This window comes from Rhizobium sp. RU33A, assembly GCF_900156055.1.
In the GTDB taxonomy this organism is placed as follows: domain Bacteria; phylum Pseudomonadota; class Alphaproteobacteria; order Rhizobiales; family Rhizobiaceae; genus Allorhizobium.
On the sequence record NZ_FTMQ01000002.1, the window covers coordinates 798775 to 814012 of the forward strand.

Consider the following 15238-nt stretch of genomic DNA (forward strand, 5'->3'; position numbering starts at 1 on the left):
AGGATACCATCATGAGCAAGACCGATACTTCAGGGTTGACCCAGCTCGGCCAGAGCGTCGATGCGCCGACCAGCCCCGAGACTGCCGTTCTTGAGCGCGTGCCGAACGGCAATGCCGGCACGGACTATGTCGTGCGCTTCACAGCACCCGAATTCACCTCGCTTTGCCCAATGACCGGTCAGCCGGATTTCGCCCATATCGTCATCGACTACATCCCCGGCGACTGGCTGGTGGAATCGAAATCGCTGAAGCTCTTCCTCTTCGCCTTCCGCAATCACGGCGCCTTCCACGAGGATTGCTCGGTCTATATCGCCAAGCGCATCGTCGAACTTCTGGATCCCAAGTGGCTCCGCATCGGTGCCTACTGGTATCCGCGCGGCGGCATCCCGATCGATGTCTTCTGGCAGACCGGCGAGCCGCCAAAAGGCGTCTGGCTCCCCGAACAGGGCGTCGCCACCTATCGCGGACGCGGTTGATCTCAAACGCTTCGGGTGACTTCCCGCGTCCGAAGCGCTAGCCTCCGGCCCGTAGCATCCGGATCGGAGGCCCTTCATGCCACAGTTTCTTGCCGTCTATACGATGAAGCACGAGGACTTCGCGCGTTTCCGCAGCCTGCCCAAGGCCGAGCAGGATGCGATCGATGCCGAGGGCATTCCGAAGTGGATGGCCTGGGAAGAGCGCAACGCTGCCGCCATCGTCAATCGGGGCGGCATGGTGGGCAAGACCACGCGCGTCACCAAGCATGGCATAGCCCCGGCGAAAAATGGTATCTGCGGCTATCTGATTGTCGAGGCTGAAACGGCAGAGGCGGCTGCGCGCCTCTTCGAAGACCATCCGCATATCACCGTCTTTCCCGGTGATGGCGTCGATATCATGCCCTTCGTCACCGATCCTCCGGAGTAAGGCAGCCTCTGCGGTCGTCCTGTCAGCACACATACGTAAACACGGCGGCCAAGGTGCCGCCGTTCGCATTTTCGTTATCTTGGCGAAGGTCGGGATCAGCCGAAGGCAATTAGAGCGTCACCGGCGACCGCCACCCGACCAAACCTGCTGTGTCCCTCTTGCACGGTTGAGCCAGAGCGTCCGCATATTTGGTCCGCCGATCGTAACCCGGTGAGGGTTTGAAAAAATCGCGCGAGCGGTTTGCAAAGGTCCACGGGAAGTGCTGTGCGGACCGGCGTCGAGACTGTGCGTCGGCGTCCCGGAGGCAGCTGACCTTGGCGTGAAGTAAATGTGACAAATACTTGAAGATTGGTCGGCTGCCCTCTCGGCCGAGGCCGGCACTTGGCCAAGTGCCTGTCATCTGCCAGGCCAAATTTGGGGAGTTTTGCCAAGGTGACGGTCGCCTCCGCAACCATTGGTACTCAAATATCTGATTCGAAACTCATTTTTTTGCTTCTGCCAGTCTGATTAATTATCCCTAATTATGTGTTAATGAAGTATTGACGAAAGCAAAGGATGTGTGGTTCTATTCCTGTGGACTGGCTTTCTCGTTGTCTTAAGTATTGCACCGCATATATATAAATAAAATGATATCTTGTGCGGCGTTTGCGACGGCTCTGAGTCGCCTGGCTTCGATGTCATTTCGATGGATGTGGCATTGAATTGTCACCTTGAATCCAAGGTGACTTGATAGAATTCAATTTATAAATGGGGATTCTCCAGAATAGTCTGGAGGGTAGTAAGCTCTGTTGTCTTGTACGGCCGAATCTCTGTCTGAGGTGGTTGAGTACGGATTGAAATCGGGGCGATAGATTAAAACAGAGGAGAGAGACTATGAAAACTATTCTCGCAGCATCGGTTATTGCATTGATGGCCAGTTCCGCAATGGCGCGTGGCTGGGGCCCGCCGCCGCCGCCGCCGCCGGTTCCGGCGCCTGAGATCAACATGAATCAGGTATTCCAGGGTATTCAGGCCGCCCTGAACAAGGTTGAAGGTGGCGAAGACGTAAACGACGTCACTCAGACGGCTCTGAATGCGGCCAACCTGATCAACCTTCCTGATGAAGAACTCGATGTTGTCGCGCAGACGGCGGCCGGCGTACAGCTGGCAGCCAACTATGTGAACTTCTCGGAAGACCTGTCGGAGGTTACGCAGTCGGCGACGAACGTTCTGAACTCGCTCACCGTCGAGTCTGTGACGGGTTCGATCACGCAGACGACGACGGCCGGTCAGGCCGCGTTGAATGCCGTTGAGGGCGTCGGCTCCTATAGCTGGAAGCATGGGAAGGGCGGTTACGGCAGTGATGACATCTATGATGTCACGCAGACGGCGCTGAATGCTGCCAACCTGGTCTCGCTCGGCAGCGTCAGTGAAGATCTGAACATCGTTCAGACCTTCACCACCGGCCAGCTCGCCGCAAACTATGTCGGTGCGCTCGACAACGTATCGAAGATCACCCAGAGCGCGACGAACGTCGCCAACTCGATCGGTGCAATCACCGCCAGCGAGTGACGTATTTGGATGGGGGCGGGTGTTAACTCGCCCCCATTTCTTTCCAACAGTTGTCTGAGGGGGTCCGGTTCATGACGAGCCGGGATGCGTGTCTTCATGTTCCGGAGTTTGCGAGTTTCCCTCGCAGTTGCCTTTGGGCTCGCCATTGTGGTGCCCGGCTTTCCGGCCGCGGAACCAATGGAGCCGTGGGGTGCTAGCGAGGTTGAGCGCTCAACCCAGATCGTTCAGCGTTTCGTGGGTCGTCAGGATGCGGCGCAGGTGCTGAACTGGACGGCGCCGTCATCGGCGGTTGGAGTTCGGCAGACGGCCAGCAATTCGGGCAATCTTGTCAATATCAATGACAGGGCGCTGAAAAGCGTACGTCAGGATTTTGACGGAAGTCAGCTTTCACTGAATGAGATCGTGCTGAACACCGTTGCGGCCCTTGAGTCGATCGAGCAGGATGCCTCCAATATCGGCAATGCCGTGATTGGCGGCGACATCGGCAATGTCGAGCAATACTTCGCCGACGGTTCCGTGCAGCACGCGATGAACCATCTGATCTTGCCTGAATTGCCTGGCACGGTACGCCAGGTCGGCCTCAATACTATGAATCTTGTTTTTTCCGAGCAGTCGGTGGCGTTGAGTTCGCAGAATTTTACCAAACAGGCGGAGCAGGTCGTTGACAACAGGCTCAATGTTGCGGGGGCCGGGGGCGGCGGGGCGATTGTCCAGGAGGGGACCAATCTCGGCAATATCATCATCGCGCGCAATGTCGATGAGGTCGTGCGCGACTTCTCGGGTGATCAGATCATCAACAATGTCGTGACACTGCAGAATGGCGCGCGCTGGGGGTCAATCAGTCAGAATGGCATCAACATTGCCAACTATATTGAGGCCGAGAGCATCGGATATCTCCGCCAGACCTCGAGCAACGGTCAGCAGATTGTCAACAACCGGGTCGAGCAGATGACCCTTGATGGTTTGACACAGACGATCACCTCGCCGAACATCACCCAGAGTTCGAACAATTATGTCAATGTGATCGTGCTCAAGAAGATGCTCCCGGACGGTACGTCGCAAGTTGTCGACGTGATGCAGAAAGCGGAATATGGGCAGGCCGTCCAGGGCGCCAATGGTGGCGCCGTCTCGCAGACCGGGAACGCGGTCGAGATAGAGCGCTGATCGCCTCATTGCTGTGCGTTCAGGCTGTAATCCATCCTATCGGTGACATCAATAGTCCGCGCAGGCCGGGTCCTGGCACCATTGCGGGAACTCGATCCATGGCGCGTCGGGCCATTGTGCCGGCTTCGTCTCCATGTAGGACGCGGCCGCACGGAGGTAGTTATTCTGCGCCTTCACCAGTTTTGTCGAGCAGATATAGGCGGCATGTTGCTTGATCAGCTTGCCGATACTGTCCTTCGCGCCCTGATCCACGGAATTCGGCACGGGCTGGTTAAGGGCCGTAAAGTAGGCGTCTATCCCGGTCATGACACTCTGCGGCGAGCCGCGGACGTAGGTTTCGCAGGTCGCGCCGGTTCGCTTCAGCTCCACCATGGCACGCACCATGTTCTCCACTGCGTTCGTCTCGGACGCTGCCGGTGAGGCCCCAAGGACCACTGCAAGTGTCAGATATGCAAATTTACGCAATGGAATCGCCTATACAATCGCTTGTCGTTTAAAGATTCTTGCTTCATCCATCTTCTATTGTCCAGCGTTGTGATTCGTGTGTCCGTTGTTGTGCGGAGGTGTTGTCTTTCAGCAACGAACTGGCGGTCACTTAACTGCTCTGTTGTTTTTTATGTAGATTTCCGCTGTCTCTCGCTGGCTTTAGTGCTATCCAAGCCCTTGGTTATTGGGTGGAATGAGATAGGTAACCTATAAAATTATGGGGGTTTCATGATCAATTCTCGGCATGTCGCCTGGCTTCTTGCGCTGGGTCTCATAAGCCCTGCCGCTGCCGTCGCGAACGGCCTCGGTGAGGATCGTCCCTACCAGTTTCGAACGCCCAACGAGCGCCAGGTGCTTCTCAATCTTGAGCGCACCCGCCTCGAACTGCAGGGCGAGTTCCCGGCGACCGGCGTCGGATCGGCTGCCGGTCTCGGCACTCAGCAGACCGGCAACGCCACAACCATAACGATTAATGGCTCTGGAAATACTATTACTGTCGATCAGGACAATTCCGGTGATCAGACGATCACCCAGACCGATAGCAACAATTCCATCCTGAACAATTGAGGCTTGGGGCATGACTTTTGGTAAATTCCGCAGCCTCCTGCTTGCTCCCGTCCTGTTGCTCGCTGCATGCCAGTCGCAAACCGCCGAACAGGCCCCGAAGGAGCCTTTTCTGGGGCCCGTTCCGATCGCGACGCGCACGCCGGTCGACGCAGCGCTTGAATGCCTGAGCAAGACGCCCGAGGTTCAGCGCTATCCGCGCATGTTTGCCGTGCACGTCATCACCGACCAGACCGGCCGCTATTCGTCCGAAGAAGCCGGCAATTACCTGCCGCGCGACAGCGCCGGCATGATGGTCTCGCTGCTGCAGAAGGCTGGCGTAAAGCAGGTGAACCGGTCGAACACGGCGGTTTCCGAATGGGAAATCGCCCGCGCCCGGGAGCAGATCCTCGGCGACGGCGGCAATGTCGTTGTCGGCGATGAAAGCCTGCCGTTCCGCCCGCTCGTCAAGGGTGCGCTGCGCGGCTCCGATTATGTCATCGATGGTGTGATCACGCAGCTCGACTTCAACACCTATTCCGGCGGTATCGAGGCAACCGTGGGTGGCGGCGGCGGTGGCGCCCGCCGGTTCGCCGTGACGGCGGCCGTCGATATCCGGGTCACCGACACCAAGTCGACGCGCATCGTCAGGGCCAAGTCCTATTCGAAGCAGGCCGTCGGGCGCGAAGTCTTCGCCTCCGTCTTCCGCTTCTTCTCCGACGAATTGTTCGACATCAAAATCGGCACGAAGTCGCAGGAAGGGCTGCAGGCCGCAGTTCGCTGGACACTGGCCGATGCAACCTATGATCTCGTCAAGGAATTGACCGGGCATAAGGGTGCTTGCGACGTCTATCTGCCCAAGGCGTCCCAGGATGATCGGGCTGAGACCACAGTGGTCGCCGCGGCCAATTGAGCCCTTTCTGGCTGCATCAGGAGTGGCGCCGCCGCGGCGCCGTTCGGCATGACCTGGCAGTCAGATCGTTCAATTGTTTCTGTTCAATATTTCGGCTCGATCCGTTGAAGACGCAGGCGTATCTTCACTTCTCCACGCCGAGCACTTCGGCGCAGCGCGACAGGCTGAAGCCGTCGCCATCGGTGTCGTTGCTGGCACGGATGCTGGTGATTTCGCCTGCAGTATTGCTATTGATCTGCAACTCACAGAAGAGTTGCTGATATTGCGGCGGCGCGATCATCTCGGGTTCCCAGAAGGGATCTCGGGTCATCACGCGTGTGTGAGTCACGACCGTCTGGCCGGATCCGTCGTTGCGGGTCTCCGTGCGCACGATGGTGCGGGTCGGTTCTGGGCGCGAATAGGTCGGCGGAATGTAGCGTGTCTTGTCGCCGCCACGCCAAGTATAGATCTTGCCGGATGACAGCGGATATTCGCTCTCCGGCGGACCATAGGCTGCAAAGAAGCGCTCGACAGGCTGGCCGATCCAGCGCGACTGCAGGGCGCGATTGGCATCCTCTGTCGTCGTGCAGCCGGCGAGCAGCGCAAGCGGGAGAAGAAAAGCAGCGATCAGGTCTCGGGCAGGGCGCATGATGGTTCTCGCAAGACGGGTGTTTGCTTACGTCTTCAGTCGTACTGCGTCGGGTGCATGGCCCGCAAGATGGTGTGGTGGCCTGTCGGGTCTAAGTTCTGGTCCAATCCTGGTCTTTTCGACCGACGGGCTGGACCGCCTTGGCGTTTCTTGACTATCCCGCCGTTTTCGCCAGGAGCCTGCGGTTAAAGGTTTGCCAGCCTGGCTTGAGCCTTTCCCGGTCTGAACGCCCCCTTGCTTCCATTGCGCCGCTCGCCCCAGGATGAGTGGCTTCGCTCTGGCCGGAACACACCGGCTGAGCCGCGGTTCAGCTTGTTTACCCCTAAGCTGATCCCATATCTGAGGAAGCCCAACAGATGTCCGGCCGCAGCCGGCCGAGGAGTGCCTTCTTGTTTTCCTTCGACAATAGCTACGCTCGATTGCCGCAGAGTTTTCATCGACCGGCAAGACCTGCTGCCGCGTCCGCCCCGAAGCTGATCCGCTTCAACCAGGGCTTGGCCGATGAACTCGGCCTCGATGTTACAGATACAGACGAGGGGCGGCTTGCGCAGATCTTTGGCGGGCAGGTGATTCCGATTGGCGCCGAGCCTTTGGCCCAGGCCTATGCAGGCCATCAGTTCGGCCATTTCAATCCGCAGCTCGGCGATGGGCGCGCCCTGCTGCTCGGCGAAGTCATCGACCGTGCGGGCAGGCGGCGCGACATCCAGCTCAAAGGCTCTGGCCCGACGGCCTTCTCGCGCAACGGCGACGGCATGGCAGCCCTCGGCCCGGTCTTGCGCGAATACATTGTCTCGGAAGCTTTCGCCGCGCTCGGCGTGCCGGCCACCCGGGCGCTCGCCGCCGTCGCAACTGGCGAACAGGTGGTGCGCGAGACCATGATGCCGGGTGCCGTGTTCACCCGCGTCGCTTCAAGCCATATCCGCGTCGGCACCTTCCAGTTCTTTGCCGCGCAGGGCGATGAGGCGGCAGTCCAGACGCTCGCAGACCACGTGATCGATCGCCATTATCCTGAGGCGCGCGACGCTGAAAATCCCTACCTTGCCATGCTGATAATGGTTGCCGAACGCCAGGCAAGGCTGATCGCCCGTTGGCTCTCGATCGGCTTCATCCACGGGGTGATGAACACCGACAACATGGCGATCTCGGGCGAGACCATCGATTTCGGCCCTTGCGCCTTCCTCGATGAATACGACCCGCGCAAGGTGTTCTCCTCGATCGACCAGCGCGGGCGCTATGCCTATGCCAACCAGCCTGGGATCGGCCAGTGGAACATAGCCCGGCTTGCCGAATGCCTGTTGCCGCTCCTCGATGTCGATGAGGAGAAGGCGATCGAGGCGGCGAACGCTGTTCTGAAAGCCTTCGGCGACGTCTTCCAGGGGGCATGGCTCGAACTCTTCAAGTCCAAGCTCGGTCTGACAGGCGAGGGTGCGGATGACCGGCTGCTGATCACCGATTTCCTTGAGTTGATGCATCAGGGCGAAGCTGATTTCACGCTGACCTTCCGAGCGCTCTCCAAAGTGGCTGGGGGTTCCGGCGACGAGGTGTTGACCCAGCAGTTCAATGCGCCGGTCTCTCTGTCCGATTGGCTCTCGCGCTGGCGCATGCGGATCGGTCACGGTCGTTTGCCCGCGGATTTGCAGATGGCGATGGAGACTGTCAATCCGGTGCTGATCCCGCGCAATCACCGTATTGAGGAGGCGATCGCTGCAGCAATCTATGGCGACTTTTCCAACTTCCACCGATTGGTAGATGCGCTCTCCCAGCCTTTCGCCGAAGACCCGGCCACCGCCGATCTGCGTGTGCCCCCGACGCCGGAAGAGCGCGTCACGCGTACCTTCTGCGGAACGTGAGGCCGGGGACACTCCATTGAAGCCGGACTTGCAGCGGCGCTCCTCTCGTTGAACTCGGCTTCGAAGTTGTGGCGCATCCTTGCCGGTGTCGTTCCAGCTTAACCCTCCAATAACCAAGGATTTTTCTGTGCGGTGCCAATCTTGGTGCTGTTCTGGTCCTTGTCATGCTGCGTTGCGAAGTTGCGCTGCACACGTGCTGTGCGTTGCGTCACATTTTTGCATCTGTGCAGGTCTGTGCAGCAACGGATTGTTTTTTCTGAATGTCTCGTTTGCGCCCCTCAGGAATGCAGTGGATTTTTGTGCGTCTTACACATTGTTTTTGGGGATCATAATTCATAGATCCCCTGGATTGTTATATCCAAAAAAAGTCTGTTATCGTACCTTTACAAGAATAGAAATCGTCAGTCGGCCGCCTGCAACGCAGGATTTAATCCGACTCTAAATCGAATTCGATTCTTCCTTAAAAATAGGCAGTATTGTTTCTCCCATTATTTTGTGGGGGATGTGGGTATTGCTATGAAAAATTTTCGCATTGGGGGCTTTGACGAGAAATGGACTCAGCAACGTTTAGTGTGGGGCGTGTCGTTCCCTTGTCTTCACCGCAGTCTGGTATGTGGCTCAAGCAAAAAATCTCTGATCCAAACTGGAGTTTCATGCTGGCGGAGGTCATCGAGATCGAGGGCCAACTTGATCCGGATCTTTTTGTTCTTGCGCTTCGTCAAGTATCGGATGAGCTCGAAGCGACACGAACCCGGATCCGTGAAGTGGACGGGCACCCGCGACAGGTGTTCTTGCCGCTGTACCCCGGCGCCTTCCCCATCATCGATCTCGAAGGGGAGGCCAATCCCCGCGCTGCGGCTGAAACCTGGATGGATGCCGAGCTGCGTCGTCCGCTCGATCTCGCTCGGGACGATCTGTGGCGCAACGCTTTGTTGCGCATCGATGCGACGACCTGGGTTTGGTATCACAGCGCCCATCACATTCTTTTCGATGGTTTTTCCGGTGGTCTCATCGCCCATCGCGTCTCGGAACTCTATGCCGCCCTCGTGGAGGAACGACCTGCGGTTTCCTGCTCCTTCGGCGCTCACGACGACCTTCGTCTGCAGGAGGATGCCTATCGCAAGTCGATCCATTTCGATCGCGACCGCCGCTACTGGATGGAGCAGTTGCAAGCCCTGCCGGATCCCGTCACCCTGGCGCGTGGCAATGCGGAACCTGTCGGCGGTCTTTTGCGCCACAGCATCGACATGGACCGTCCGCGCATCGATGCGCTGGAGGCCATTGGTCGCAATGCTGGCGGCAGTCTTCCACAAACGTTGATTGCGTTGGTTGCGACCTATTATGCCCGTGCCACGGATGTCGAGGATCTGACGATCCTGACCATGGTGACGGCGCGCATCAGCAATGACATGCGTCGCATTCCCGGAATGGTCGCGAATGCGGTGCCCCTGCGCTTTACCTTTCGGCCGGAAACCACACTCGCCGATGTGATCAGACAGGCGTCGCAGCAGATGGCGCGCGCCCTGCGCTACCAGCGCTATCGATATGAGGATATGCGCCGCGATCTCGGCCTGTCCCACCGCGAGGAACAGATAGCCCGTCTCGGCGTCAATATCGAGCCGTTCAATTACACGTTCGATTTCGCCGGTCTTCCCGCCCGTACGCGCAATCTGTCGAACGGTACGATGACGGATCTGACCATCTTCGCCTATGACCGCGGGGACAGAAGCCCGGTCCGCTTCGATTTCGATGCCAATCCAGCGCTCTACAGTCTCAGCGAGCTTCAGGATCACCAGATCCGCTTCGAAGCGATGATCGACGGCCTGATCGAAGCGCCCAGGGAGCCAATGATTGCGCTATCTCTCCTTTTGCCTGAGGAGCGCGAGCGGGTGCTTGTGCAGTGGAATGCGACGGGTCGACCGATCGAGCAGGTCAGCTGGCCGCAATTGTTCGAGCGACAGGCTCGGCGCAGTCCGCATGCGATTGCTGTCGTGGGCGATGCTGCGTTGACCTTTGCCGAGGTTGCTGATCTTTCCGATGGCTGGGCGCGTCACCTGTTGTTTGAAGGTGTCAGGCCGGGTGATCTCGTAGCGGTGGCCGTGCCACGCACAGAAATGCTGCCCGTGCTCTTGTTGGCGATCCTAAAGCTTGGTGCTGCCTATCTGCCGCTCGACCCATCCGATCGCAGCGATCGCCTCAGCGCCATTCTTGCTGAAGCCCGCCCTCGTCTTGTCATCACGACCACCGACATTGAAGATGACATCGATCTCGGCTCCCTGCCGCGCGTCCTTGCCGATCACCCCCCTGCTGTCGGCACGATTCCGCTCCCGGCTGATCCTGGCCCGCAGGATACGGCCTATGTCATCTTCACCTCCGGCTCGACAGGCCGGCCCAAGGGGGTGGAGATTGCGCATCGCGGTCTGACCAACTTCCTGCTTGCCATGCAGGAGATCGTCGATCTGCAACCATCCGATCGCTTGCTGGCGGTCACCACGATCGCCTTTGATATCGCGGCACTAGAGTTGTTCCTGCCTTTGCTGGCCGGCGCGACAGTTGTCATTGCCAAGCGTGATCAGGTGCGCGATCCCGCCCAGCTGCGCCGGTTGATTGTTCGGGAGGGCATCTCCGTGCTGCAGGCGACACCATCGCTCTGGCGCGCGCTCTTGCAGGACGGCACGACCGGGATAGAAGGTCTTCGTCCGCTGGTTGGCGGCGAGGCGCTGCCGGCAGACCTCGCCCACCAGATGGCGCGGCTCGGACATCCCGTGCTCAACTTGTATGGCCCGACGGAAACGACCATCTGGTCTACGGTAATGCCGCTCTGCGGCGGCGATCTTGTCAATCCGTCGATTGGTCGCCCGATCCGCAACACCGAACTCTACGTCGTCAATCGTCACGGACAGCCGGTGCCGCCGGGCTTTATCGGCGAGCTTCTGATTGGTGGCATGGGCGTTGCCAAGGGCTATCTCAACCGTCCGGATCTGACGGATGAGCGCTTCATTCCGGATACTTTCAGCAGCCATGGCGGACGGCTTTACCGCACTGGCGACCTGGTGCGCTGGCGTGAGGATGGCAGTCTCGATTATCTCGGGCGCAACGACTTTCAGATCAAGATCCGCGGCTTTCGCATCGAGCCCGGCGAAATCGAGGCCGCCCTCATCGGGCAGGAGGATGTGCGCCAGGCCGTGGTGATGCTGCGCCAGGATCCCGGCACGGACAAGCGCCTTGTCGCCTATGTCGAGCGAGCCGAAGGGGCGGGGGTCTTTGATCCGAAGCTCATCACCCGCAGGCTCGCCGCCGTGCTCCCCGGCCACATGATACCGGCCGCCTTTGTTGAATTGGAGGCCCTGCCGCTCAACGGCAACGGCAAGATCGACCGCAAGGCGCTGCCGGCGCCGGAATGGCGTTCGAAAACCGGTGATGACATCGTCCTGCCGCGCAACGATACCGAGCGAAAGCTCGCCAAGCTGTGGTGCGAGGTCCTGGATCTGGAGGCCGTCGGCGTGCATGACGATTTCTTTGCGCTCGGCGGCGATTCGCTGTCGGCGGCTGGCATGATCTCTGCCCTGCGCAGCAAACTTGACGGCGTGATCCCGCTCGCGGCCGTCTTCGAGACCCCGACGATTGCGGCCTTGGCTGAGCGTCTTGAAGTGGCCGAAGAGCCGCATTCTCTCATGCAGCCCGTCCTGCCGATCAAGGCGACGGGTGATGGGGCGCCGCTCTTCTGCATCCACCCGCTGCTCGGTCTCGGTTGGGGCTTCTTCGGGCTTGGCCAGCATGTCGGTGAGGATGTGCCGATCTATGCCCTGCAAGCCGACGGCTTGACCGATCCGGCGGCCGCGCCAGAGACGCTTGAGGCAATGGCAGGACGGTATCTGGAGCGCATCCGAGCCCGGCAGCCGCAAGGGCCCTATCATATTCTCGGCTGGTCGCTTGGCGGGTTGGTGGCGCATGAAATCGTCAGGCTCCTCAGAGCCGATGGCGAAGCGATTGCCTTTTTCGGCATGCTCGACAGCTACAAGTTCCGTCCTGGTGGTGCTCTGCTCGGGGAAAAGGTGTTGGCTGAAGCGGCCATGGCTTTCCTCGGGGCAGAGCTCGACGAATCCGCTGGGATCGAGACATTGCAGCAGCTGGGTGATTTTGCCGTGGATCGCTTCTACCGCGAGAATTCCGGATATCTCTCCTATACCGGTCTCGATGACCCCAAGCTTGTCGATCGGGCGCGGCAGGTCATCCTCGACAACTTCCACATGGCTGGCCGCTTCGTGCCGGGCCATATTGACGTGGATATGCATTTCTTCCGCGCCGGCAAGGTGATGGCGGCGCCCGCCACGCGCCGGGTGATCGACTACGACGTCGAGGCATGGCTGCCGCATGTGGGTGGCCGGGTCTATCTGCGCACGCTCGATTGCGGCCATGACGATATGCTCGACCCGCAACCGGCGGCCGAAATCGGCGCCGTCATCCAGGCAGAACTGCTGCGCGAAATCCTAGTCCTGCGACCCGTTGCCGAGGTGCAGAAGCAGCGCATCGCGGGTTGACCTCCCCAAGACGAAGAAAGGGCGCTCGTTGCGGGGCGCCCTTTTTTGATGGGGAGATGCTTAGTGACTTAGTTGGTGGCGATCCATCGCATCGAGAGATGCAATCAGGCTCGGCCCTTGGGCCGCCCAGCCAAGCTTCTGCTGCGTCAGCACGGAAGACGCCCGCATATCGAGACCGGCAAAACCGGCCATGGACCCAAAGTGCAGTTTTGCCTCTTCGGCATCGATCGACACAGTGGGGATATCCAGGCTGCGGGCAATGGCAGTGGCGATGTCACGCAGGCTGACACCCTCTTCGCCAACAGCGTGGTAGCGTTGCCCCGGCTGAGCCGCCTCGATCGCCAGCCGGAAGAGCCTGGCCGCATCGCTCAGATGGCAGGCCGACCAGCACGTCGCACCGTCCTCCACATAGGCGGCAAAGCCCTTGGCGCGGGCAATATCGATGAGATAGCTGACAAGGCCCTGACGAATGGTGTCATGGATCTGCGATAGCCGGACGGTGGAAACATTGAGGCCTGCCTCAACCAGATCTTTTGCCGCGAGTTCCGAGGCAATGCGCGGCGTCGGGTGGTTCAGGTCCAGCACAGTCTCGACCGCGATTTCTCCCGGGGCTGGACTTCCAATGCCGATGCCGGAGGTGATGAGCATGGGGCGGTTTGAGCCGGCAATGCCGCGTCCGAGTGCGGCGATCGCTCCGGCATCCTTTTGGCAATTGGCGAGATAGTTGGCAAAATCATGATCGAAGGCGAGGTGGATAACAGCATCTGCCTTGGACGCGCCCGCCGTCAGGCTGTCCGGGTCTTCCAGCGTGCCCTGATGGGCCTCGGCGCCCAGTGCCTGAAGCTTTGCTGCCCCCTCTGCAGAGCGGGTCAGTCCGAGCACCTGATGGCCCGCGGACAAGAGTTCGGGGATCAGAGCCGATCCGATAAAGCCCGTGGCGCCGGTGAGAAATATGCGCATGTGCGTTTCCTTTGCAGTTCAACGCGACAAGCCATGACAGATCCACTATCATGGTAAAGTAGTGACTTTATCCTGGTATAATGACTCCTAGTATCCGAGGCTTTCCATGGCGGCAACGACACTTGCGCAGTATCTCCGGGATCGCCGAGCCCGGCTCGATCCGGCGTCCTTCGGTTTTTCCGGCCGGCGGCGCACACCGGGTTTGAGGCGCGAGGAAATTGCCCAGCGCGCCAATATCAGCCCTACCTGGTACACCTGGCTGGAGCAGGGGCGCGGCGGCGCTGCGTCCGCCGATGTGCTGAACCGCATTGCGACCGCCATGCTTCTGACCGAGGCCGAGCGCGAACACCTCTTCATGCTGGGCCTGGGTCGTCCGCCCGAGGCGCGCTACAGAGAAGTCGAGGGTGTGCATCCACGCCTGCAGCGCTTCATCGATCGCCTCGATACGTGTCCGGCCGTGGTCAAGACGGCGACCTGGGAGGTGGTGGCCTGGAACAAGGCATCGACCATCGTGCTCTCCGACTATGGGCGGCTTCCGCAAGGCGAGCGCAACATGCTGCGCTTCCTGTTTTCGGACCCTGCGGTTCGGGCAAAGCAACATGATTGGGAAGCCATGGCCCGCTTCGCCGTCGGTGCCTTTCGTGCCGATGTGGCGCGGGCAGGGGCCATGTCGGAAGTGGAAGAGCTTGTGCACGAGCTTTCGGAGGCGAGCCCCGATTTTCGCCGGTTGTGGAGCGAGAACCGGATCAGCACGCCCGACGAGGGGGCAAAACATCTCGACCACCCGGTGCTGGGCGCCATCGAACTTGAATATTCCGCATTTGCCGTCGATGGGCGTCCGGATCTCAATCTCATGGTCTATACGCCGCTGGACGAGGCTGTAGCAGACCGCATTCGTCATCTGGTCATGGCGCAAAAGCAAAAAAAAAGCGCCCGTTGCGGGGCGCCTTTCGCAATGCGTAAAACTTGGGGCTAATCAGCTTGCAGGCTGCAGCGTCATCGAGGTGCCGGTGGCCGCGATGTTCAGGCCGATCTGGCCGGAAATGCTCACCGGCTGCAGGTGGATCGAGCCTGACGTGCCGCCGAACAGCACATTGGCGCCGATGCCGGCCCCGACGGTCGCTTCCGCCGTTGCGCCGCCATAAAGGCCGCCGAGCGAGCCCTTGTGGTAACCGGCGGTCGGGGCGAAGACGGCCCAGATCACGCGGCTCTGGGTGGTGAAGCCGAGGTCGACGCCGAACTTCTTGAGCGAACCGGAATAGGTGTCGAGCGGTTCGCCGTCGATGACGGAGGTGAAGGCGCAATCGGCGGTCTTTGCAGAGCCGAGGACGTAGCCGATGCCACCGCCGATCTGGCAATCCAGGTAGCCGATGCGGACACCGCCGACACGGTCGCTTTCGATGGCTATGGGGGCAGGGGCCGCGCCGGTCATGTCTGCGGCGGCGGTGATGCCGGCCGAGGTGAGGACGGGGAGGGCGGCGAGGGTGAGCGTAACGAATTTCTTCATGGGATTTCTCCTTCCATGTTCTGCTGCCCGCGGGGAGGGTGGCCGTTTTCGGCTTCTCGGGTAGCGTGGAACAACGCCTATCGGCAAAGATTGATCCAACTGAGGCTGAAGATAGGCGGCAAGGTGGCGATCCACCGTCTTATCGACCTAAGAGGAAACGGCGTCGCGCCCGGTTTCCCTTGCCGGAACATT

Annotated in this window: 13 protein-coding genes; 9 read left to right on the forward strand and 4 right to left on the reverse strand. The window is 59.9% G+C overall.

The annotated features are described in order from the left end of the window. Positions 1–11: 11 nt before the first annotated feature. From queF to BW978_RS09765, 4 genes are all read left to right on the forward strand, one after another. Positions 12–476 carry a preQ(1) synthase gene (gene queF, locus BW978_RS09750; RefSeq protein ID WP_069043636.1) on the forward strand — a complete coding sequence of 155 codons (465 nt, stop codon included), beginning with the start codon at positions 12–14 and terminating at the stop codon, positions 474–476. Positions 477–552: 76 nt separating this feature from the next. Then, positions 553–903: a hypothetical protein gene (locus BW978_RS09755; RefSeq protein ID WP_076394479.1), complete on the forward strand. Its 351-nt coding sequence runs from the start codon at positions 553–555 to the stop codon at positions 901–903. An 873-nt stretch (positions 904–1776) separates the two neighbouring features. Beyond that, on the forward strand, positions 1777–2454 hold the full coding sequence (locus BW978_RS09760) for a hypothetical protein (protein WP_076394481.1): 678 nt from the start codon (positions 1777–1779) through the stop codon (positions 2452–2454). Positions 2455–2538: 84 nt separating this feature from the next. Further along, entirely contained in the window at positions 2539–3618 is a 1080-nt protein-coding gene (locus BW978_RS09765) for a hypothetical protein (RefSeq protein WP_076394483.1), read from the forward strand. A 48-nt stretch (positions 3619–3666) separates the two neighbouring features. Here the strand turns inward: BW978_RS09765 and BW978_RS09770 are convergent, their stop codons facing one another. Continuing rightward, positions 3667–4083 (reverse strand): hypothetical protein, encoded by a 417-nt coding sequence (locus BW978_RS09770; RefSeq protein ID WP_139330416.1) that lies wholly within the window; start codon positions 4081–4083, stop codon positions 3667–3669. A 249-nt stretch (positions 4084–4332) separates the two neighbouring features. Here BW978_RS09770 and BW978_RS09775 point away from each other — a divergent pair, with 249 nt between their 5' ends. Then, positions 4333–4671, forward strand: a complete 339-nt coding sequence (locus BW978_RS09775) for a hypothetical protein (RefSeq protein ID WP_069043641.1) — start codon at positions 4333–4335, stop codon at positions 4669–4671. A 10-nt stretch (positions 4672–4681) separates the two neighbouring features. Beyond that, on the forward strand, positions 4682–5560 hold the full coding sequence (locus tag BW978_RS09780; RefSeq protein ID WP_076394487.1) for a CsgG/HfaB family protein: 879 nt from the start codon (positions 4682–4684) through the stop codon (positions 5558–5560). 124 nt (positions 5561–5684) lie between these two features. Here BW978_RS09780 and BW978_RS09785 read toward each other — a convergent pair whose 3' ends face one another. Then, positions 5685–6188, reverse strand: coding sequence for a hypothetical protein (locus tag BW978_RS09785; RefSeq protein WP_076394489.1), 504 nt, complete (start codon positions 6186–6188; stop codon positions 5685–5687). A 356-nt stretch (positions 6189–6544) separates the two neighbouring features. Between BW978_RS09785 and BW978_RS09790 the strand changes: the two genes are divergently transcribed. Both BW978_RS09790 and BW978_RS09795 read left to right on the forward strand, forming a co-directional pair. Then, the gene (locus tag BW978_RS09790) at positions 6545–8038 is read left to right on the forward strand and encodes a protein adenylyltransferase SelO (protein ID WP_076394491.1); all 1494 of its coding nucleotides are present in this window, start codon (positions 6545–6547) and stop codon (positions 8036–8038) included. 551 nt (positions 8039–8589) lie between these two features. Continuing rightward, entirely contained in the window at positions 8590–12579 is a 3990-nt protein-coding gene (locus BW978_RS09795; protein ID WP_076394493.1) for a non-ribosomal peptide synthetase, read from the forward strand. 60 nt (positions 12580–12639) lie between these two features. Here BW978_RS09795 and BW978_RS09800 read toward each other — a convergent pair whose 3' ends face one another. Continuing rightward, positions 12640–13539, reverse strand: coding sequence for an SDR family oxidoreductase (locus BW978_RS09800; RefSeq protein WP_076394495.1), 900 nt, complete (start codon positions 13537–13539; stop codon positions 12640–12642). A 106-nt stretch (positions 13540–13645) separates the two neighbouring features. Between BW978_RS09800 and BW978_RS09805 the strand changes: the two genes are divergently transcribed. After that, the gene (locus BW978_RS09805) at positions 13646–14515 is read left to right on the forward strand and encodes a helix-turn-helix transcriptional regulator (protein ID WP_076394497.1); all 870 of its coding nucleotides are present in this window, start codon (positions 13646–13648) and stop codon (positions 14513–14515) included. Here BW978_RS09805 and BW978_RS09810 read toward each other — a convergent pair whose 3' ends face one another. Then, complete coding sequence (locus BW978_RS09810; RefSeq protein ID WP_076394499.1) at positions 14516–15046, reverse strand: DUF992 domain-containing protein; 531 nt, start codon at positions 15044–15046, stop codon at positions 14516–14518. Positions 15047–15238: the final 192 nt, after the last annotated feature.